The organism is Sporocytophaga sp. (assembly GCF_017745095.1).
GTDB lineage: Bacteria > Bacteroidota > Bacteroidia > Cytophagales > Cytophagaceae > Sporocytophaga.
The window spans coordinates 474,617-496,357 of record NZ_JAGHZZ010000001.1 but is presented as its reverse complement, the minus strand read 5'-3'; the positions used below and the strand labels follow the sequence as shown (position 1 = coordinate 496,357).

At 37.0% G+C, this 21,741-nt stretch carries 19 protein-coding genes; 8 read left to right on the top strand and 11 right to left on the bottom strand.

Annotated elements, in window-relative coordinates; translation table 11 throughout:
• Positions 1-44: 44 nt before the first annotated feature.
• Positions 45-1,037, bottom strand: coding sequence for an aldo/keto reductase (locus J7604_RS02085; protein ID WP_293890335.1), 993 nt, complete (start codon positions 1,035-1,037; stop codon positions 45-47).
• Between the two features lie 319 nt (positions 1,038-1,356).
• Between J7604_RS02085 and J7604_RS02080 the strand changes: the two genes are divergently transcribed.
• The 4 genes from J7604_RS02080 to J7604_RS02065 all read left to right on the top strand — a co-directional run bounded on the left by J7604_RS02080 (position 1,357) and on the right by J7604_RS02065 (position 5,264).
• Entirely contained in the window at positions 1,357-1,941 is a 585-nt protein-coding gene (locus J7604_RS02080) for a hypothetical protein (protein ID WP_293890333.1), read from the top strand.
• Complete coding sequence (locus tag J7604_RS02075) at positions 1,938-3,734, top strand: PAS domain-containing protein (protein ID WP_293890331.1); 1,797 nt, start codon at positions 1,938-1,940, stop codon at positions 3,732-3,734. Before J7604_RS02080 ends, J7604_RS02075 begins: the two co-directional genes overlap by 4 nt.
• A 108-nt stretch (positions 3,735-3,842) precedes the next feature.
• Positions 3,843-4,445 (top strand): Crp/Fnr family transcriptional regulator, encoded by a 603-nt coding sequence (locus tag J7604_RS02070; protein WP_293890329.1) that lies wholly within the window; start codon positions 3,843-3,845, stop codon positions 4,443-4,445.
• A 30-nt stretch (positions 4,446-4,475) separates the two neighbouring features.
• On the top strand, positions 4,476-5,264 hold the full coding sequence (locus J7604_RS02065) for an SDR family oxidoreductase (RefSeq protein ID WP_367113543.1): 789 nt from the start codon (positions 4,476-4,478) through the stop codon (positions 5,262-5,264).
• A 64-nt stretch (positions 5,265-5,328) separates the two neighbouring features.
• Here the strand turns inward: J7604_RS02065 and J7604_RS02060 are convergent, their stop codons facing one another.
• The 8 genes from J7604_RS02060 to J7604_RS02025 all read right to left on the bottom strand — a co-directional run bounded on the left by J7604_RS02060 (position 5,329) and on the right by J7604_RS02025 (position 13,808).
• Entirely contained in the window at positions 5,329-6,519 is a 1,191-nt protein-coding gene (locus J7604_RS02060; protein WP_293890324.1) for a M20 family metallopeptidase, read from the bottom strand.
• A 6-nt stretch (positions 6,520-6,525) separates the two neighbouring features.
• On the bottom strand, positions 6,526-7,074 hold the full coding sequence (locus tag J7604_RS02055) for a hypothetical protein (RefSeq protein ID WP_293890320.1): 549 nt from the start codon (positions 7,072-7,074) through the stop codon (positions 6,526-6,528).
• The gene (secA, locus tag J7604_RS02050) at positions 7,064-10,429 is read right to left on the bottom strand and encodes a preprotein translocase subunit SecA (protein ID WP_293890317.1); all 3,366 of its coding nucleotides are present in this window, start codon (positions 10,427-10,429) and stop codon (positions 7,064-7,066) included. Before secA ends, J7604_RS02055 begins: the two co-directional genes overlap by 11 nt.
• Positions 10,430-10,492: 63 nt before the next feature.
• Positions 10,493-11,263 (bottom strand): diaminopimelate epimerase, encoded by a 771-nt coding sequence (gene dapF / locus J7604_RS02045; RefSeq protein ID WP_293890314.1) that lies wholly within the window; start codon positions 11,261-11,263, stop codon positions 10,493-10,495.
• A 237-nt stretch (positions 11,264-11,500) separates the two neighbouring features.
• Positions 11,501-11,929, bottom strand: a complete 429-nt coding sequence (rplS, locus tag J7604_RS02040) for a 50S ribosomal protein L19 (RefSeq protein WP_293890311.1) — start codon at positions 11,927-11,929, stop codon at positions 11,501-11,503.
• Positions 11,930-12,042: 113 nt separating this feature from the next.
• Entirely contained in the window at positions 12,043-12,738 is a 696-nt protein-coding gene (gene trmD, locus J7604_RS02035) for a tRNA (guanosine(37)-N1)-methyltransferase TrmD (RefSeq protein ID WP_293890629.1), read from the bottom strand.
• The gene (rimM, locus tag J7604_RS02030; RefSeq protein ID WP_293890308.1) at positions 12,728-13,279 is read right to left on the bottom strand and encodes a ribosome maturation factor RimM; all 552 of its coding nucleotides are present in this window, start codon (positions 13,277-13,279) and stop codon (positions 12,728-12,730) included. Before rimM ends, trmD begins: the two co-directional genes overlap by 11 nt.
• A gap of 10 nt (positions 13,280-13,289) precedes the next feature.
• The gene (locus J7604_RS02025) at positions 13,290-13,808 is read right to left on the bottom strand and encodes a 30S ribosomal protein S16 (RefSeq protein ID WP_293890305.1); all 519 of its coding nucleotides are present in this window, start codon (positions 13,806-13,808) and stop codon (positions 13,290-13,292) included.
• 348 nt (positions 13,809-14,156) lie between these two features.
• Here J7604_RS02025 and J7604_RS02020 point away from each other — a divergent pair, with 348 nt between their 5' ends.
• Together J7604_RS02020 and udk are read left to right on the top strand one after the other, a co-directional pair.
• Positions 14,157-14,735, top strand: coding sequence for a non-canonical purine NTP diphosphatase (locus J7604_RS02020; protein WP_293890302.1), 579 nt, complete (start codon positions 14,157-14,159; stop codon positions 14,733-14,735).
• A gap of 29 nt (positions 14,736-14,764) precedes the next feature.
• Positions 14,765-15,406 carry a uridine kinase gene (gene udk, locus J7604_RS02015; RefSeq protein WP_293890299.1) on the top strand — a complete coding sequence of 214 codons (642 nt, stop codon included), beginning with the start codon at positions 14,765-14,767 and terminating at the stop codon, positions 15,404-15,406.
• Between the two features lie 87 nt (positions 15,407-15,493).
• On the opposite strand, the gene J7604_RS02010 is transcribed toward udk, so the two are convergent.
• Positions 15,494-16,072, bottom strand: coding sequence for an inorganic diphosphatase (locus J7604_RS02010; RefSeq protein WP_051312847.1), 579 nt, complete (start codon positions 16,070-16,072; stop codon positions 15,494-15,496).
• 152 nt (positions 16,073-16,224) lie between these two features.
• On the opposite strand from J7604_RS02010, the gene J7604_RS02005 reads away from it, so the two are divergent.
• Positions 16,225-16,569 (top strand): hypothetical protein, encoded by a 345-nt coding sequence (locus J7604_RS02005; protein ID WP_293890293.1) that lies wholly within the window; start codon positions 16,225-16,227, stop codon positions 16,567-16,569.
• 104 nt (positions 16,570-16,673) lie between these two features.
• Positions 16,674-19,640, top strand: a complete 2,967-nt coding sequence (gene secDF, locus J7604_RS02000) for a protein translocase subunit SecDF (protein WP_293890291.1) — start codon at positions 16,674-16,676, stop codon at positions 19,638-19,640.
• A gap of 399 nt (positions 19,641-20,039) precedes the next feature.
• Here secDF and J7604_RS01995 read toward each other — a convergent pair whose 3' ends face one another.
• Positions 20,040-21,701 carry a leucine-rich repeat domain-containing protein gene (locus J7604_RS01995; protein WP_367113548.1) on the bottom strand — a complete coding sequence of 554 codons (1,662 nt, stop codon included), beginning with the start codon at positions 21,699-21,701 and terminating at the stop codon, positions 20,040-20,042.
• Between the last annotated feature and the right edge of the window lie 40 nt (positions 21,702-21,741).

The following is a 21,741-nucleotide window of genomic DNA, read 5'->3' as shown; positions in this document are numbered from 1 at the left end:
TGATGATTAACCAGGATTTTCAATGGCTAATGCTTAATTTGGATTTAATTCCAGCTAAGTTCTGACCTGGAAGACCAATATGCAGAGGGTTCTTCTTTGAGACTCTCCAAAACTGCAATATCCCGCTCATCCAATACAATTTGCAATGATTCTACATTTGATTTTAATTGTTCTTCTGTAGAAGCTCCACTGAGGACCACATTAGCCCATTTCTGATTCAATACAAACGCCAGTGACAAGGCATCGATTCCACAATCATATTTCACGGCAAGTTTATCCAATATTTCCCTTTTACCTGCGAAAGATAAATCCCCATTCCTATCCGTTAACCTGCCATTAGCCAAAGCTTCCTTCACAATAATACCACAGCCATTTGATGAAGCTTTCGTCAATATATTTGTGGCTGACTGCTCAAGCAAGTTCCACGTTACCTGGACTGATTGAAAAAGCCTATCTCCTCCATTTCTTATGTTCAGGGCCTTATCAAGGGTTTCTCCTTGACCTATACCACTGAGTGAAAGTCCAACTATAATCCCAGATTCCTTTAACTGCCACAACTTTTCAAGCACTTTCTTATTATCAAGTACTCCACTGTCCAATGTCGCTGAATGAATATGGTAAATAGACAAATAATCTCCTAACAGCTTTGCAGACTCAGGATATTGGCGTTCCAGTACATTGGAAGTATGTTCTTTTACTTCATGCTTAACAGCATCAACTTTCCAATCTGCAGTATAAGTATACCCCCATTTAGAGCCAACAATAAAATCCTTCTTTTCTGTATTTGCTTTTATCCAATACGATAAAAACTCCTCTCCTTTTCCATAGCTTCTTGCTACATCAAAATACCTGATTCCAAGTCCATAAGCACAGTCCAGTACTTTTAAGGTGTGTGACTTCATTGAACCAGGATTATAATCAAAGCTCAGATCTTTACCATGACCAAGATTAATATAACCGGGCCTTCCCAATGCAGCAAGTCCAAGACCCATTCGCGATACTTTTAAGCCTGTTAAGCCAAAATCCTTTATTTCCATTTCTACAAAAATAATCGAAGAAGCATTTTCATCCCTTTATATTTTGCATTTTAATATCCTTAAAAAATAATACAGCCTAAAAACCTAATATTCATATTTTTCTTTACAGGAGTTTTGTGCCTGATATTTTGATTAAAATAGTTTCATGAGCACCAATACCTCTTTCATATTTGTAAAAAAAAATTTCGTCTACTCCTTGAAACCCAAAAAAGGAGCAATGATCAAAGGGTCTTACGTCTCCAGAGGAATCCTGACCGAGCTTCACGTTGCAATTTTTAAAGTCTTCATCGTTGACTTTTCGTAACCAGTTTCTGTAATCTTGAAAAAAGGTTTAATACTTCTAATAATCCCATTTTGTTTAATTTCTGTATGCGTTCTTCTATGGAACGAATATTATAGGTACAGCCTTCCGACTTCAGTTCCTGATAACTATAAAACTATCAGCATAGGCCATAGGACTTCCTTATTCAATGAATATCAAAAACCAATACTTCTTCATTTTTTCAACCCTAATTGCCCCTGCTCTAAATTCAATTCAGAATATATCCAGTCTCTGCAAAGGAAGTACAAGGATCGCATAACCTTTCTTGCAGTTGTTGAGCAAGCATATATCAAAGATTACAAGAACACATTCCATTTCAAACTTATTGCGGATGATGGCTCAATTGCTGATTCCCTTGGTGTCTATGCAACACCACAAGCTGTTATACTAAAGGATGGTATTATAATATACAGAGGTAACTATAATAAAGCACGCTTTTGCACGGATAAAGAAACGTATTTCCCGGAAATCGTCCTTGACTCCTTACTAAACAATAAACCACTACCTAATATACCTCCTATAGCATCCAAAGCGTATGGATGCAACCTCAACTCTGACCTTAATTTTCTTAAAACTCAATGATTACTTCCAATAGCACTACCAATAAAGATTCTTCAGAATTCATGAATATCAAGCCTCAGTTTCTCAGCTATTTTCTTAGTTCTTTCTTTGCATTCGGGCTTGTTATTTCATTTGTATATGATACCTATCTGATCGCCATTGCTGCTGGAGCTCTGAACCTGATTATGTATTTCACCACTTTAAAGCTGGCACCGGACAAATTATGGTATCAACATGTGGGTAGTTTATCATTGGGAATTTTTATGGCTCAGTTTATCTACCAGATGCATGGTATGCTAGAGATGCATTTCTTCGCATTTATAGGGTCTATTATTCTCATATACTATAGAAATTGGAAGAATCAAATTCCTTTGGCAACTATAGTTATAGTACATCATGCACTTTTCGGCTACCTGCAGTATGCAGGTATGAAAGAAGTTTATTTTACTACTGCTGATTACATGCCTTTAAACACTTTTATTATTCATGCATTACTCGCGGCAGTTATCTTTTTGCTTTGCGGATATTGGAGTTATGAATTTGAGGCATCTGCAAAAGTTAGTCTTGCTTCAAACTTAAATCTTACAAAGGAATTGGCTAGGATCAATAAAGGAATTGAATTTGCCGAGGACATTTCGGAAGGCAATCTGGAAAAGGAATTCAAGGCTGAAGAAGATGACAAACTAGGATTAGCATTGATAAAAATGCATAAATACATTTTTGATGCCACTGAAAAAAACGAAAATGAAAATTTTATCAATATAGGTATTGCCAAAATTTCTGAACTAATAAGAACTAATGACAAGAAAATCGATGACTTGTCTGATAAAGCCATTTCATTTCTAACAAAATATATCAACGCCAATCAGGGCTCACTATTCATTTTAAATGATCATGAGGGGGATAAGCATTTGGAGTTGACGGGGTGTTATGCATATGGGCATAAAAAGTATATCAAAAACACGATACTTCCCGGTGAAGGGCTTGTTGGCCAATGTTACCTGGAGAAAGACTTGATTATTCTATCCGATGTACCTAAAGATTATATCCGCATTACGTCAGGGTTAGGAGAAGCTTTGCCGCAATTTGTTGTTATCTGCCCTCTGATTGTAAACGATACAGTTTATGGTGTTATGGAATTTGCCTGTTTCAAAAAGATAGAAAGTTATAAAATTGAATTACTGAAAAAGGCAGGTGAAAGTCTTGCTGCTTCTATTACTTCTTTGAGAACTAGCCTTCATACACAAAAACTACTTCACGAAACTCAGAGTCAGGCAGAATCCATGCGTGCACAAGAAGAGGAACTGAGACAAAACCTGGAAGAGCTAAATACTGCGCAGGAAGAGCTTTCCCGCATTGTATCCATAACTGAAAATCAGAAAATGGAAATGGAAATCCGTGAAAAGGTTTTTAGTCTGACAACCATCCTTTCCGAATCAGATCAATATGGAACCATTACTATGGTAAACGAAAAGCTCTGTACGGTGTCTAAGTATACTGCAGAAGAGCTTATCGGCAAACCTCACAATATATTCAGACATCCGGATATGCCACCTGCACTATTTAAAATTTTTTGGAGCACTATTAAAAGAGGTGAAACATTTAATGCCATCATCAAAAACAAAGCAAAAGACGGAAGCCACTATTGGGTGGATGCCTATCTGGTCCCTGTTTTTGATGAAAATGGAAATATTAAAAAATACGTAGGCGCAAGATACCATATTACCAGTGATGCTTTTGCAGAAAAGATGTACAACCTCCAAGCCCAGAGACTTGGTTTACCATCTCTTGCTGACTCCCAATATGCACAATAATCTTTATATCCTGTAACTAAAACCTAAGCAACTATCCCTCCTAAAGTTAAGGATAGCTTTTCATTCTGAAAATATGCAAATTAGAGCAGGCAATATAGTTTGCATTGAATGAAAGGTAATCCAAACAATAGTGATTCATTAAAAAAAATCAAAAGTTTTCTGAGCCTTGTTGCTTCCTCTACTGCAGAAGAAACTGATTATTTTTTAAAGCTTTTAAAACCCGTCAGAGTAAACAAAGGTGAGTACTTCATATCTGAAGGTCAAATTCCGAGAAAGTTTGCATTCATCAATGAAGGGCTTTTCAGATATCTCTATATTGATAAAACGGGAAAGGAATTCACTAAAAACTTTTTAACAGAAGGAAAATTTATTGTTTCCTATTCTGCAATGATTGCTCAAAAGCCCTCCTTATTGTATATAGAAGCATTAGAAGATAGTGACATTTTTGAAATTGACTATGCACAATGGCTTGAGGTAAAAAAGAGACATGAGTGTTGGAGCGTCTTATTGATTGCAATGCTAGAACATGCATTCGTCACTAAAGAAAAAAGAGAAAGAGATCTGCTTTTACTTGATGCAAGAGAAAGATACATGGACTTTCTCAATGAATTTCCCACACTTGAAAACCGCGTCAAGCAACATATGATCGCATCGTACCTTGGAATATCACCAATATCTTTAAGTAGAATAAGAAAAAATGAAAATCATTAACTTAGGTTAATTTTTAATAAAATTTTTTTCTTGTTTTTGCATTCTAATCAAGTAATTGAAAAAATGCAAAAAGGAGATATCGTACTAATAACCGGTGGCAGTTCCGGCGTGGGACTTCAACTGGCAAAGGAACTTACTCAGAAAGGTTGCAAAGTTCTGATTTGTGGCCGTACTATTGAAAAGCTTCAGCAGGCACAAAAGGAAATTCCCGAAATAGATATTTTTCAATGTGACCTTTCCAAAATAAAAGATTGTAATGATCTGTGTAATCAAATCATTTCAAAATATCCAGGTCTTAATATATTGATTAATAATGCCGCAATAGTCAATAAAATAGACTTCAGGACAGATGAATTTGCTTTACCAAAAGCGGTTGAGGAATTTAACATTAACATCATGGCTCCAATCAGACTGATCAAAATATTACTTCCGGTAATTGAGAAAAATAAGCGCTCTCAAATCGTTAATATTTCGACAGGACTAGTTTATGCTCCAAGAGAAATATATCCGTTTTATAATGCGACAAAAGCTGCATTACACTCCTTTACGCAGGTTTTAAGAATGCAATTAAGTAAGTCATCTCCTACCACAATCACAGAAGTTCTATTGCCAGTGGTAGATACTCCATGGCACAATGGCAATCCACCCAAAATGGCAATACCAGTTGACAAAGCTGTTTCTGAAATGATTTCCAAACTCGAAAAGGGACAAACGGAGATAAGAGTAGGTAAAGTGGAATTGCTGCACTGGCTTTCAAGAATTGCCCCACAGTTTGCAATCAAAATGCTGAACAATGCTACCAGTCGTAAACAACAATAAGCCAAGGAAAAAGAGGCTAAAAAAACAAAGGGGAAGATTTAACAACTTCCCCTTTAAAATAATTTTAAGAACCAAGCTCATTGACTGCTAGCCAAGCCATCAATCCGGAGCCTGTTTCAAGAGCGGTCTCATCAATATCAAAAGTTGGAGTATGTACTCCGGAAATTATCCCTTTAGCTTCATTTCTAACACCCAACCTGTAGAAACATGCATCTATCTGCTGAGTATAGTAGGCAAAATCTTCAGATGCCATCCATAAATCAAGGTCAACTACATTCTCTTCACCAAGAAAATCTGTAGCAAAAGATTTAAGTCTGCCTGTCAATTCTGGCTCATTTCTTAAATAAGGATAACCATTAAGTACGGTAAACTCACATTCGCCGCCCATCCCTTCAGCGATGCATTCTGCCATTTTTTTCATTTTGGCATGAGCATCCTTTCTCCATTTTTCGTCCAGGGTTCTGAATGTACCCTCGATCTTCACTTCATTTGGAACAACATTGGTTGCACCATTCGCAATGAATTTACCAAAGGAAAGAACACAAGGCAGCTTAGGATCACAATTTCTACTTACGATTTGCTGCAACGCAATGATTATGTGAGAAGCTATGAGGATTGGATCAATATTTTTATCAGGCATAGCTGCATGACCACCTTTACCTTTTACTGTAACATAGATTTCGTCTGCACTTGCCATATACATGCCGGAGCGGAAACCAACTTTTCCTGCTGGGATTGCTGGCATTACGTGCTGACCAATAATGTTTACGGGAGCAGGATTTTTCAACACCCCAGCTTTAATCATTAAAGAAGCTCCACCAGGAATTTTTTCTTCACCTGGTTGAAAAACCAGTTTAATAGTTCCTTCAAATGAATCCCTTACCTCCTGCAATATCCTTGCAGAGCCTAGCAAAGAGGAAGTATGTACATCATGCCCACAAGCATGCATCACACCTACATTCTTTGATTTATAAGGAACATCATTAGCCTCTATAATAGGAAGCGCATCCATATCAGCTCTCAGTGCGATAATCTTCTTTTCTGGATTTCTTCCTTTTATAAGTCCGACAACTCCCGTATCTGCAATGCCTTCCTGAGTTTCAATTCCAAAACTTCTGAGCTTATCTGCTACATACTTACATGTATTGAATTCCTCAAAAGACAATTCAGGGTTGGCATGCAAATATCTTCTGTCGTTTACAGTATCTCCTGCATACTTTGCAGCCAGCTCTTTTATTCTTGGAACAAGACTCATAAAAATTTACTCTTTGACAATAATGTTAATCTGATCAGGTACAATCTTAGCTTCAGGGAATTCATCCTTCAGCTTTACGTAGAGATTGTTCGCCTCTATTCTGTTAAAGCAATCACCCACCTTCACTCTGAAAGTAGGTTGCTTGTACTGAGCATAAATATCAGCATCCGGAAGAATCTTATAAATACGCTCTCTAACCTTTCTGGACTCCTCACTGCTATTACCTGAATATACAAGCACTCTGTAGCCCTGTGCACTTTTATTGATACTTTTGTTCCTTGCAGCTACAGAATCAACACGTGCGTCTGCTGTTTGTCCTGCAGTGGCCGGCGCACTGGTATTACCTCCACTTGCAGGAGGTGTACTTTTTGTTTCCTTAGGAGAAGTCTTTGGGGCTGAGTCAGTATCGTACTTAGGCCTGTAGGCAGTCAGATCCTCCTTGAACATACCTTTGGTAGTATCCTGTTTCATTTGAGTCTGGCCTTTTGCACAGCTCATCAGAACGAATACAACACTCAGTAAGCCAAGACGGCTGATTAGTTTTTTAGTCTTCATCAATGATTACGCATTTATTGTTGTTGATATCATCTTCAACAGTTTTATATTTCACGTCTTTCTTTATGCTTCCGTCGTTATATTGAACAGATACCCTATCGTTACGTCCTGCTATTTTTTCAGATTTAACAGGTAATACTTTAGGCTGCTCAGGTTCTGACATAGCAGTAGGCTGACCATTTCCAGAAAGAACGCTTCTTGCTTCATCTTTATTTTCTCTCAGATTCTGAACAGGTCTCGGGTGTCTCGCTTCCTGAACTTCCTCTGCTTCTCTAACTGGTAAATCAGCTTTGTAAAGGAATGATACTGTATCTTCATTAACCTTACCTAGGAATGCCTTAAACATCTGGAATGCCTCAAATTTATATACGAGCAATGGATCTTTCTGCTCAAATACTGCATTCTGAACAGACTGCTTCAGATCATCCATATCCCTTAAATGCTCCTTCCATGCCATATCGATAAAGGCTAATGAAGCATATTTCTCAACCGAAGTAACCAACTCTCTTGAGTTTGGAGTAACCAGTTTTTTCAGATCGCCGGAAACATTTATACTTCTTCTGCCATCAGTGAAAGGAATTCCTACAGAAGTAACTTCTCTTCCTTTTGTAGCTTCTATTTCCTTAAATATAGGCAAGGTTTTTCCTACAAGATTCTGAGCTTTATCAGCGTAGAATTTCAATGCCTCGTTATATAATCTATCTGTTAAAGCATCAGTTTTAAGCTTATTAAAGTCATCCTGAGAAATGCTTGAAGTAAAGCCGAAAATAGTATGGATACTTAGTTTAAAGTCTTCATAATTTTCAACTGCTTTGCCATTTGTAACGATGTTATCAGAAAGGTCATAAATCATCGTCAGGATATCAAGCTCCAGACGCTCGCCAAATAAAGCATTTCTTCTTCTTGTGTAAATCACTTCTCTTTGAGAGTTCATTACGTTATCATACTCAAGAAGTCTTTTTCTGACGCCAAAGTTGTTTTCTTCAACTTTCTTCTGAGCTCTTTCAATTGATTTGGTAATCATAGAATGCTGAATTACCTCACCTTCTTCAAGACCAAGACGGTCCATGAACTTAGCTATTCTGTCCGAACCGAACAAACGCATCAGGTTATCTTCAAGACTTACGAAGAACTGTGAAGATCCCGGATCTCCCTGACGACCTGAACGACCGCGGAGCTGTCTGTCTACACGACGAGACTCATGTCTCTCTGTACCGATAATAGCCAAACCTCCAGCGTTTTTAGATTCAGCAGTAAGTTTAATATCCGTACCACGACCAGCCATGTTGGTTGCGATCGTTACAGTAGACGCTTTACCAGCTTCTGCAACAATCTCTGCTTCTTTCTGGTGGTACTTCGCATTCAATACCTGGTGTTTGATATTACGAAGTTTAAGCATTCTGCTCAACAATTCGGAAATCTCAACGGAAGTAGTACCAACAAGAACAGGACGTCCTTGCTTAGTTAGTTCACTGATTTCATCTGCAACAGCATTGAATTTTTCTCTTACTGTTTTATATACTTTATCTTCTCTATCGTCTCTGACAATTCCTCTGTTAGTAGGAATAACAACAACATCAAGTTTATAGATCTCCCAGAACTCACCTGCTTCAGTCTCCGCAGTACCAGTCATACCGGCAAGCTTATGGTACATTCTGAAATAGTTCTGAAGTGTGATTGTTGCATAGGTTTGAGTAGCCTCTTCTACCTTCACATTTTCTTTTGCTTCAAGGGCCTGGTGAAGTCCGTCAGAATATCTTCTTCCTTCCATCACACGACCTGTCTGCTCATCAACAATCTTTACTTTATTCTCAACGATGATATAATCTACATCTTTTTCAAATAAAGCATATGCTTTCAGTAATTGCTGAATTGTATGAACACGCTGAGATTTATCTGAATATTCTTTTAATAAAGCTTCTTTTTGAGTAATTCTTATCTCCTCCGGAAGAGCTTTATTACCTTCGATTGCATCTAGCCCTGTAGCTATATCCGGAAGGATAAACAGGTTTGGATCCTCGCCTTCTCCAGTGATGAAGTCGATACCTTTCTCTGTAAGCTCAATGTTGTTATGTTTCTCATCGATAGTGAAATACAATGGTTCATCTGCTTCAGGCATCATTTTTCCATTTTCCTGCAGATAATAGCTTTCTGTTTTCTGAAGGATCGATTTGATACCCATTTCACTGAGGTACTTAATCAAAGGCTTAGCTTTCGGAAGACCTCTGTACGCTCTGAAAAGAGCTAATCCACCAGCTTTTTCATCACCTTCGGCAATTTTCTTTTTCGCCTCAACAAGGTAGTTGTTAACGATTTTCTTTTGCGCTTCTACAATTTTATAAACGCGAGGCTTTAATTCATAGAACTCGTGCTCATCTCCTCTTGGAACCGGACCAGAAATGATCAATGGAGTTCTTGCATCATCAATTAGGACAGAGTCCACCTCATCGACCATTGCATAAAAATGTTCTCTCTGTACCAGATCATCAGTATCTCTGGCCATATTATCTCTCAGATAATCGAAGCCAAATTCATTGTTTGTACCAAAGGTAATATCAGCACGGTATGCAGCGGCGCGTTCCTCTGAATTTGCCTCATGCTTATCAATACAGTCTACTGTAAGACCGTGGAATTCATAAAGAGGCCCCATCCACTCTGAGTCCCTTTTTGCAAGGTAATCGTTAACTGTAACGATGTGAACACCTTTACCTGCAAGTGCATTCAGGTATGCAGGGAAAGTAGCAACAAGAGTTTTACCTTCACCAGTTGCCATTTCAGCAATTTTACCTTGGTGAAGTACCACACCACCAATGATCTGAACATCGTAGTGGAGCATTTCCCAGGTAATTTCATTACCGGCGGCAATCCATTTATTTTTCCAGTGTGCTTTATTCCCAACTATTTCAACCCCTTTTCTTTTCGAAGCAATCGCTTTATCAAATTCACCGGCTTCTACTACGATTTCTCCGTTTTCCTTCCATCTTCTTGCTGTTTCCTTAACAACAGCAAAAGCAGTAGGAAGAATTTTCATCAGCACTGCTTCAAGGTCTTTGTTTCTCTGCTTCTCTAGTTTGTCTATTTCACCAAAGGTCTTTTCCTTTTCATTAATATCAAGATCAGGATTATCGGCAATCTTTTTATGAAGTGCAGCAATCTGCTCATCCAGAGATTTAAGGTCACTTGCAATGATTCCTTTAAGCTCAGCGGTTTTAGCTCTTAACTGATCGTCGGAAATAGATTTCAATTTCGCATATTCGTCATTTACCAACTGCACGTATGGTCCCAGCTCCTTCAAGTCCCTCTCTGATTTGGTACCGAAAATTTTTGTTATTCCTTTGGCTATTAATTCAAACATTGAGATAAATATTTAGAATGCTAAATTTAAGATTTTAATACAATAACTGATAGTTACTCTGTATTAGATTTTTATTATCCCTTCAAAAACCTGTTTTGCGGGACCAATTAGATAAATATCTTTATACCCTTTTTCAGCTTTTTGAAAAGAAATACTCAGGTCTCCACCAAGCGTAGTAACAGGGATCGGACTTTTCATACCCTGCAAAGATGCCACCAATGCTGAAGCAGTAACTCCCGTTCCACAGGAATAAGTTTCATCTTCCACTCCACGCTCATAAGTTCTAACCCACAGCCTGTCACCATCTTTCTCAATAAAGTTTACATTCGTTCCTTCTTTTCTGAAACGTTCATTATTCCTCACTTTATATCCTTCGTCGTAAACAGCAAACTCTTTGATTTTTTGTACATATTGTACATAATGAGGGCTTCCCGTATTTAAGAAATAAAACCCATCCCCTGTTTCAACTGCCTCCACATCAATCATTTTAAGATGAACCAAGCCATCTTTGATATAAGCATCATGCTCGCCGTCAATTGCAAGGAATGAAGTTTCATTACCGATTACCCCCATATCACTTGCAAACTGAACAATGCATCTACCTCCATTTCCACACATAGAACTTTGATTTCCGTCTGAATTAAAATAAACCATCTGAAAATCATAATTAGGGTGCTCTTCAAGGAGAATAAAACCATCTGCACCGATCCCGAATCTCCTGTCGCACAAAAACTTAACAAGATCAGTATTGGCAGTATCAAAGAATTTTTTACGATTATCGATCATGATAAAATCGTTACCTGTTCCCTGATATTTAAAGAATTTTAAATTCATAAAAAATTAATAAACAAATCTACTTGCACAAATATAGGTATTAACATGGTAGAATACTTTAAAGTTTAACAGGGATTAAGCATTTAAAAAGCGTTAATGTTAACAAATCATCAGAAGTTTGTAACCAATGATGGATTTAAACTATTCATACGATTTTTCAATGGTTATACCAAATTTCAGTTTAAAGCAAAAAAGCCGGCTCTTAGAGACCGGCTTTTAATTTTTTGCAAGAGAAGACTAAGCTTTAGCTTTAGCTTTTGGAGCTTTAGCTGCTTTTGGTGCTGCAGGAGCAGCTTTTGCTTTATCTTCAAATTTTTTATCTTCTTTGATTCTCGCTGCTTTACCTTCTTTATCTCTCAGGTAGAACAATCTTGCTCTTCTTACAGAACCTTTTCTTACCAATTCTACTTTTTCAACTGAAGGAGAAAGTACTGGGAAAATTCTTTCTACAGCAACTCCACTAGACATTTTTCTTACAGTAAATGTTTCACCGTTAGTGTTAACATTTTTCCTTTGAATTACTGTTCCTTGGAATAGCTGAATTCTTTCCTTATTTCCTTCTGTTATTTTAACGTGGACAGTGATAGTATCACCAGCGTTGAAAGCAGGAAGAGCAGTTCTTCTCTCTTTTGATTCAGCTTCCACAAATTTTATTAAATCGCTCATAATAAATAGAGTCTAACGGTTTTTCAAAAACGGATTGCAAATATAATAGCAAAATATTGCAATTACAAATATTAAAAATATTTATTCACATTCGTCTCAAAAAAAGTTCAGCACTAACCTTCTTCTGAGAAATGTTTATTATAAAGATCTGGCCTTCTGACTTTTGTCCTTTCGAGTGCTTGTGCAGTCCTCCATTTTTCGATTTCTGCTTCATGACCACTAAGTAACACATCAGGGACTTTCCATCCCTTATATTCTGCTGGACGGGTAAAAACAGGCGGAGCAAGCAAATCGTCCTGAAAAGAATCTGTCAGAGCAGAAGTTTCGTCAGAAAGAACCCCAGGAATTAACCTGATTATGGCATCTGAAACTACTGCTGCAGCCAATTCACCTCCAGAAAGAACGTAGTCACCTATCGTCCATTCGTGGGTTATCAGGTTTTGTCTGATTCTTTCATCGACACCTTTATAATGACCACACAGGAGAATGATATTATTAAGCAGACTAAAAGAGTTAGCTTTTTTCTGATCAAACTTTTCTCCGTCAGGAGTCATATAAACTACAGCATCGTACTTTCTTTCTGCCTTAAGCTTTTGAATACACAAATCAATCGGTTCGGGCATTAAAACCATACCCGCACCACCTCCGAATGCATAATCATCTACCTGCCTGTGCTTGAATGGAGAATAATCTCTCAGATCATGTACATGAACCTCTACAAGTTGCTTATCCTGAGCCCTTTTTAAAATAGACTGAGCAAAAAAACTATCAAGAAGTTTAGGCAGGCAAGTAATTATATCAATCCTCATCATCAGGCTCTCCTTCCTCGGAAAGATAAACATCCATTAATCCGGCAGGCAGGTCAACATAGACGATCTTTTTTTCCTGGTCCGCATTAAGAATGATATCGTCATGTAAAGGAATCAATACCTCTTGATTCTGATAATTCATTTCGAGGAGATCATGGCCGGGAAGCTCAAATACGTTGGTGATCAAGCCAAGTTTTCCCAGATTTTTATCTTCCACCTGATATCCGATAATATCGTGATAGTAAAACTGACCATCTTCCAGCTCGGGAAGATTTTCAAGGGGCAAATACAAAGAAGTATTGATTAAACTTTCTGCAGTTTTAAGATCAACATCTTCAAACTGGACAATTGCCATATTGTCTTTGACAATTCGGATGGAATCAATAAAAAAAGGAATCAGTTTTTGGTTTTTCTCCAAAAAAACTGATTCCAATTCTTCGTATTCATAAGGATCATCGACGTCGAATTTTATTGCGACTTCGCCTTTAACCCCGTGCAGTCTGGTAATTTTCCCTAAAATATAACAGGACTCCAGATCCATTGCTTAATGATTATTCAGCAGACTCAGCAGCAGGAGCTTCACCTTCTGCAGGAGCTGCAGGAGCTTCCGCAACTACAGCTTTCGCTTTGATTGCAGCTTTTCTAGCCTCATTTACTTTAGATTCTGCATCAAGCTTAGCCTTTTTCTCAGCAGCTTTTTTCTTCTCAAGTTCAGTTGCAGCACCGCTAACTTTTGCATCTTTGCCTTTCAACCATTCATTGAATTTTTTATCTGCCTGATCCTGAGTAATTGCACCTTTGTTAACACCAACTTGCAAGTGCTTTTTAAGCATAATTCCTTTGTCTGAAAGCAAAGTTCTTGCAGTATCAGTTGGTTGAGCACCGGTTAAAACCCAATAAAGAGCTCTCTCTTCATCAAATTTAACAATTGCAGGATGTGTATTTGGGTTGTAAGTACCCAATTTTTCAATGAAGCGACCATCACGTGGTGCTTTTGAATCAGCTACTACTATGTCATATAGAGCAAGCTTTTTGCGTCCGCGACGCGCTAATCTGATTTTTACTGGCATAAAATAAGTTATTAGTTGAACTGATGGAACACGTCCATCTTAAAACCGAACCACAAAAGTATACTTTTTTTGTTAATGAGCCAAATTTTTTTGAAAGAGGAAGGCGAAAAGCTTAAAGCAGAAAGTAAAAAAGTTTAAAGTGGAAAGTGAAAAGTTAAAAAAATCTTTTATCCTAAAGACATCCCTTTCAAAACCTTATAACTATTACTTGGCAAGATTCTTACTTTAAACTTTCAACTTTTACTTTCATACCATTTATTTACTTTAAGCTTTTCGCCTTCCTCTTTCAGCTTCTTCATTTATTTTCTAATTTCAAGAATATTATAAGGAAAAAGGAATAAAGAAAAAATGGAACTCTGTTTTGCAACCAACAACAAGGGAAAACTTGCTGAAATAAAGCATTTATTATCAAATCAATATACAATTCTAAGCCTTCAAGATATTGGATGCAATGAAGAACTTGAAGAAACGCAGCCAACTATTGAAGGAAATTCTCTACAAAAGGCTGCTTATGTATATGAAAAGTATAAAATCAACTGTTTTGCAGATGATACAGGATTAGAAGTAAATGCTTTAAATGGAGCTCCAGGCGTAATTTCTGCCAGATATGCAGGTCCGGGCTGCTCCCCAGAGGACAATATGAACCTCCTTCTAAAAAACCTGGAAGGAAAAACTGACAGGTCTGCTACATTCAAAACGGTGATTACACTTATTATCAATGGTAAGTCATACGCTTTTACTGGCTTTGTTGATGGCATTATATTAAATGAGAAAAGAGGAGCAAAGGGTTTTGGTTATGATCCCATTTTTCAACCAATTGGATTTTCAAAAACTTTTGCTGAGATGTCCATGGAAGAAAAGAATCCCATAAGTCACAGGGGCAGAGCGGTAGCCAAACTTATCGACTTTTTGAAGGAGCAAGTTTGAATCCTGAAGAAGCTTCTAAATATCAAAATATGAATACACCTTATATAATAGGTATAACTGGAGGTAGTGCTTCCGGCAAAACTTTATTCATCAGAACGCTCATGAAGCATTTTGGAGAACAGGAAGTTTGCCTTATTTCCCAGGATGAATATTATAAGAAAATTGAATTTCAGCCATTGGATGCAAAAGGTATTGTTAATTTTGACACACCTTTTTCCATTGACAATGAGCTACTAGCAAAAGATTTAAAAGACCTGAAAGAAAATAAGGTAGTGTATAAAGAGGAGTATACTTTTAATAATCCAGCTCTTACTCCAAAGACTCTGACTTTTAAACCAGCTCCAGTTATCATTATTGAAGGTGTTTTTGTTTTTTATCACCCAGAAATAGCTAATCAGCTGGATCTCAAAATTTTCGTTGACGCAAAAGAATCTGTAAAACTCAAAAGGAGGATATCAAGAGACCAGACAGAAAGAGGACATTCTATAGAGGAAGTATTATATAGGTATGAATATCATGTATCTCCTACTTATGAAAAATATATTGAACCGTTCAGGCACGATGCGGACCTGGTGATTCCAAATAATAACAGCTTTGAGAAGGGATTGGAGGTTGTTTTGAGTTTTATAAAGCTGAAAGCGGAAGGCGGAAAGCTTAAAGCTAAAAGTTGAAAGAAGAAAGCAAGCTTTAAAAAATAAAGCCCGGATTGATATCCAGGCTTTAAATTACTTTATGCTTTGAGCTTTCTGCCTTTAAGCTTATTTCACTTTTCCTGCGATTTCTTTTTGCTTCTTCTCTTCAATCAGATCGGCAAAAGTTACATTATAAAGCTCGATTGCTTCATTGATAATTTTGAAAGCTTCCTGTTTGTGAAGGAATCTCTTTACAATTACCTTTTTCTGCTCAAGGTTTTTATAATCTTCGAAGAAACGCTTCATCTCTACAAGAGTATGTGGAGGAAGCTCTTCAATATCATTGATATAATTTACAGACATATCATTTTTGGCAACAGCAATGATTTTGTCGTCTTTTTCATCGTTATCAATCATCTGCATTACACCGATAACTTTCGCCTCTATCAAAGTAAGCGGATCAACGGCTACTGAGCTGATAACCAAGATATCTAAAGGATCATGATCATCGCAATAAGTTTGTGGTATGAAACCGTAATTTGCAGGATAGTGAACTGCTGAAAATAACACTCTGTCCAACTTTATCAGACCGCTTTCTTTATCAAGCTCGTATTTTGCTTTTGAGTGTTTCGGAATTTCAATAATACTTTGTACTACTTCAGGACTTTTATCCCCGTAGCTTACATCGTGCCAAGGATTAAACATAAAACCAATAATTTAAAAGTTAATGACTAGGGCCATATTAAGACTCAAATATACCAATAAAGTTATACTTACCAGGACAAATAAACTTAAAATATGAAATACTGTTTTTGGCAGATTAACAATTTCTACATACTTTTGCAGGCCTGAACTGTATGAAGTTTAAAATCAACATATTAAAGTTTTTACTCGGAATCGCTTTAGCCTTCCCTCTTTTGGCTTACAATATTACGGTTAAGTCAACAGACGGGATACACAATGAATCCAAGGTAAAAGATGTTGCTGCCTCAGATGATGATACCGGAAAAACCATTATCACTTCTTTTGAGGCCGTTATACCTTTTGTACAGATAAATTTACACCAGGATATACTCTTTGAATTTTTATCACCTATAATAATTCTTCAGAATCACTTTGAAGAAAAGGTTGACTTGCCTGATTATGTAAATAAATATTTCAGGATTCTTTTACAGCTAATCATTACACCCCAAGCCCCTTAGTGGCTTTAGACTAATCCATTATATATATATAATAGGATTTACCCTCATAAGAATCTTCGATTCTATAATTTCTTAATTAAAACCATATAACAACTATACAAAAAATGAAGAACAAGAATGTCATTGTCACTTTGACAATCATAATTTCTCTTCTGTGCCTGTACTTTTTATCATTTACTTTCATAGCACAGAAAAAACAGAACGAGGCAGTAGAATTTGCCACTGAAAAAGATGGTACCATTAATCTTGACAAGAAACAGGAATTCCTGGATTCAATTTATGACAAGCCGGTGTACAATCTATTTGGCATGAAATATACTTACAAAGAAGTTAAAGAAAACGAGCTTGCTCTTGGTCTTGACCTTCAGGGTGGTATGCACGTAACGCTTGAAGTTTCACCTGTTGAAATACTTAAAGGGCTTGCAGGCACCAACGCTAAAGATCCTAAATTCCAGGAAGCACTAAAAATTGCTGGAGAAAGATACAAAGGCGGTAAAGACGACTATACAGCTCTTTTCTTCGAGGCATACAAAGAAGTAGCACCTGACCAAAACCTTAGCCACATATTTGCAAACACTGCAAATAGCGGAAGAATCACTTCAAAAAGCTCTGATTCTGAAGTAAAAAAGGTAATTAACACAGAAGTTGATGATGCAATTGACCGTTCTTTTGAAATCTTGAGAAACAGGATTGACAAATTCGGTGTAATTCAGCCAAACATCCAGAGAATACAGGGAACTGGCAGAATCCAGGTTGAGTTACCGGGTGTTGAAAACCCTCAAAGAGTAAGAAACCTTTTACAAGGTGCTGCTCAACTTGAGTTTTTAGAAGTTTATCATATGCCTGAGGTGATTCCTTACCTTAACCAGGTCAATGAATACCTTCTTGCAAAAGAAAAAGATGCTAAAGCAAAACATGCTGCTGAAAAAGCTCCAACTTCTGAAGCTGCTAAAAATCTTCTTACAGAAGGTGACACTACTGCCACTGCTAAAGCAGATACTGCTGGAGTAGCAGACACAACTGCTCAGGCAAAAACAGATACTACTCAGAAAGCTTCTGCTATCTATAGCCTATTAAGATCCGGATATTCTTTAAGATATGAAGTAAAAGATACTGCTAAGATCAATAGAATCTTCAGCGATCCAAAAGTACAAGCTATGATTCCTTCTAACATGCGTTTTATCTGGGAGCAAAAACCATATAAAGATGAGCAAGGGGGAACTACTCTTGAACTTGTTCCTGTGAAGAAAGGTAGAACTTCTCTAACTGGAGATGTAATCACTGACGCAAGAGCTGACGTTTCAAGCAATGCGAAGAGCTATGAGATCTCAATGAGTATGAACGCTGAAGGCGCTAGAAAATGGAAAAATATTACCAGAGAAGCTTCCAGCGATCCTAAAAACAAAAGAAGGGTAGCAATTGTACTTGACGACAATGTTATTTCTGCTCCTGTAGTACAAGTTGAGATTCCTAACGGACAATCCTCTATCACTGGTGACTTCACAATGGAAGAAGCAAGAGACCTTGCAAGCAAACTAAAAGCTGGTAAACTTCCCGCTCCTGTTAGAATAGCAGAAGAAACTATCGTTGGACCAAGCCTTGGAAAAGAAGCTATCGATTCTGGTTTAAAATCAATGTTGGCAGGTATGATCATAGTAATCCTGTTCATGGTTCTTTACTATTCAAATGCTGGTCTTGTAGCAGATATCGCTCTTCTTTTCAACTTGTTATTTATCGTGGGTGTAATGGCCAATCTCGGCGCCGTTCTTACACTTCCAGGTATTGCCGGTATCTTGCTTTCCATAGCGATTGCCGTGGATGCTAACGTACTTATTAACGAAAGAGTAAAAGAAGATCTTAATGAAGGCAAAAGCCTTGACACTGCTCTTAACAGTGGATACAGCAATGCTTTCTCAGCGATTATCGACTCGAACGTAACTACTTTGATCAAAGGTTTCGTACTTCTATATTTCGGAACAAGCTTAATCCTTGGTTTCGCAGTAACTCTTATCATAGGTATTTTCTGTTCATTCTTTACTTCTGTATTGATCACAAGAGTGATCTTCAATATGAGAAAGAAAGGAACTTGGAGCTTCTCTAATAAATTCTCGAACAACCTGTTCAAAACAACTACCTTTGACTTTATAGGAAAGAGAAAAGTTTATTATGCAATTTCAGGACTTATCATTGTAGCTGGTATCATTTCTCTTTCCATGAAAGGGTTCAACTTGGGTGTTGACTTTAAAGGAGGAAGAACATTTATTGTTCAATTCGAAAAGCCTGTAAGCACTGAGGATGTTAAGAAAAACCTTAATGACGTATTCGGGTCTACTCCAGAAGTAAAAACTTATGGATCTAACAACAAACTAAAAATCACAACCCGTTTCCTTGTTGATGATGAGTCTGATGATGCTCCAATCAAAGCTGAACAAACACTTAATGACGGACTTTCTAAAATTTCCGACAATAAGGCTCAAGTGCTAAGCGCTTCGAAAATAGGACCAACCATTGCGGATGACATTAAAACTTCTGCTATTCTTTCATTAGGTGTAGCGATAGTGTTGATGTTCTTATATATCCTTATCCGTTTCAAAAAATGGCAATTTGCATTTGGAACAATGGTAAGTTTATTCCACGTGGTACTTGTTGTACTTGCGCTATTTTCCCTTCTAGACGGAGTTGTCCCTTTCTCTCTTGAGATTGATCAAACTTTCGTAGCAGCGATTCTTACAGTTATCGGTTATTCAATCAATGACTCTGTTGTTGTATTTGACCGTATCCGTGAATTCCTTGCGATACACAGAGGAGACAAAACTCAGTCTCAGGTTATAAACAACGCTTTGAATGATACTTTGAGTCGTACGATTATCACTGGTATGAGTACAATCTTTGTAATCATCATCCTGTTTATATTCGGTGGTGAATCTATCAAAGGATTCTCTTTTGCAATGTTGATAGGTGTACTTATCGGTACTTATTCTTCACTTTGCATTGGTTCTCCGATCCTTGTAGACTTTGCTAGCTGGGAAGATAAGAAAGAGCCTGCTAAAGAAACGACACACGTTTCTTAATTGAACTCTTAATAATTAACCAAAAAAGGCAGTCTCTTCGAGGACTGCCTTTTTTGTTTTAAAGGTTCTTTAAAAAACATTATGCCCAGAGTTGCTTTCAGAAAAAGATATCTTCTTATTATAAAACTTAATTAAGAACCTCAAAATTAATAAAGCTATAAACTATTCTCTGTTGCCTCTCACCTGAGATATACCTGATATTTATTTAAAGAGTGAATCATATAAAAATTTTAATTCTCTTTGGAGAACTGCAATCTTCAATAATCCAGCTAATACAGATTTGATAAATGAAAGGCCTTATCCTGAAAAACGAGGGTTAGAAAGAACTCTGAAATTGGAACAAGCCTCATTACCTGAGCTCAATAACAACTAAAAAAATAAACACACACAATAAAAAAATCAATTCAATACAAGGATGTTTATCTTATCCTTACCATTGATTACTATAATATAGAGACCTATTGGTACAATTTCTCCTCTGAAATCAGTGCCATCCCAAATACCAGGACCAGTAAATTCCTGAATGACCTTAAGACTTTTATCATAGATCTTAATTTTTCCAGTTGCCTGAATTGAATAATAATCTCCCATACCATCACCATTGGGTGTTATTACATTGTCACAATCTTCAGCATTTGGTATCAGGATATAATTTTTCAATTCAGTAAGGCAACTACTTTTATCCTGTATAATTAGATCATACAACCCTGGTTTTAATTCATCTATTTGTGCCGTGGTGTGCCAGAGCGACTTCACTCCTTTTGAAACAAGCTGATATTTAAACGGCCCGCTCTGAGGAGATGAATTTATATTATCAATAGAAATTGTGGCCCCTTCTGCACAGGAATTTGAAACAATATTATAACTATAAGAAGTCGATATAGCGCCACACTCTGACACCTTAAGAGAAACCGTTCTAAAGATAAGTCTTAATCCTTCAAGGCCTGGAGTGCTATTGACAACTTCCGCGATATAATTTCCTTCTTGATTTTTTTGGGCAGACTTTAAAAGTGTGGAATTGAATGAAGTAGTATCAAAAAAGATTCCTTCCTTTTTCCAGTAATAACTATTGCTGCTAATCTGCGCATCTCTTTGAACAGATATTTCTACATCACTTCCTGCAGAAACATTTACATTCTTAAAATTATTTATCGTATCCTGAGGATTAAATATAAATACTGAAGCAAACGAAGGATGAGCTACTTGCGGAATTATATCAGAGAAGCTAATCTGATTATGATCAAAAGCAGCAACTGTAAGTGCTGTTCTGGAAGAAATATCAGGAATAGAAGTTAGTTTATTACTTGCCGCATTGATTAATGTCAACTTATTTCCAGAAGGCAGCAATGGAAGCTTTGTCAAGCTGTTATTATAGAGATACAAACGTTCAAGATTATTCAAATTCTCTAATGACGGCAGTTCTGTAATAGAGTTCATTCCAAGATTAATCTCAACAAGATTTATATTCTTTGATAGATCTGGAATTGATTTCAGATTATTAAAAGAACAATCAAATATCTTAAGGTTTGGAGAATTCATCACAGGTGAAATCGTTCCTATATTATTTCTATAACAGTAAAAACTTTCCAGATTTATAAGACCTGACAAGTCTGGCATGACACTGATGTTATTAATACTACAATCGAAATACTTTAAAGATGTCAATCCTGAAAGATTCGGCAACACAGATAAATTGTTAGACTTAACATCGAACACCTGAAGATTTTTAAGCTGACTAATATCGGGGCACTCTGTAAGTGCACATTCTTCAGCCCAAAGATGAGTTAGGCCTTGCAGTCCATTCAGAGATGGGAATTTTTCAACCGGATTTTTGGAACAGTTGATCTGGAGGATACTTCTAAAATATTCTAACCCGGAAAGATCTTTTATGCCCAAGTCCATGCAGCTGATTGTTCCAGTATAGGAATTTGCTGTTGCTATAATCAATTGCTTTTGGGCATTTAAAAGAAAAGGATAATTTCTATCCAAATAATCTCTGAAAGCAGGATCAGGAATAGTAAAATATTGTTGAGCTGCTGCCGGATTTCCCGACCACAGCACAATCAAAAAAAACAATATTTGTATAAGCCGCTTCAAACGA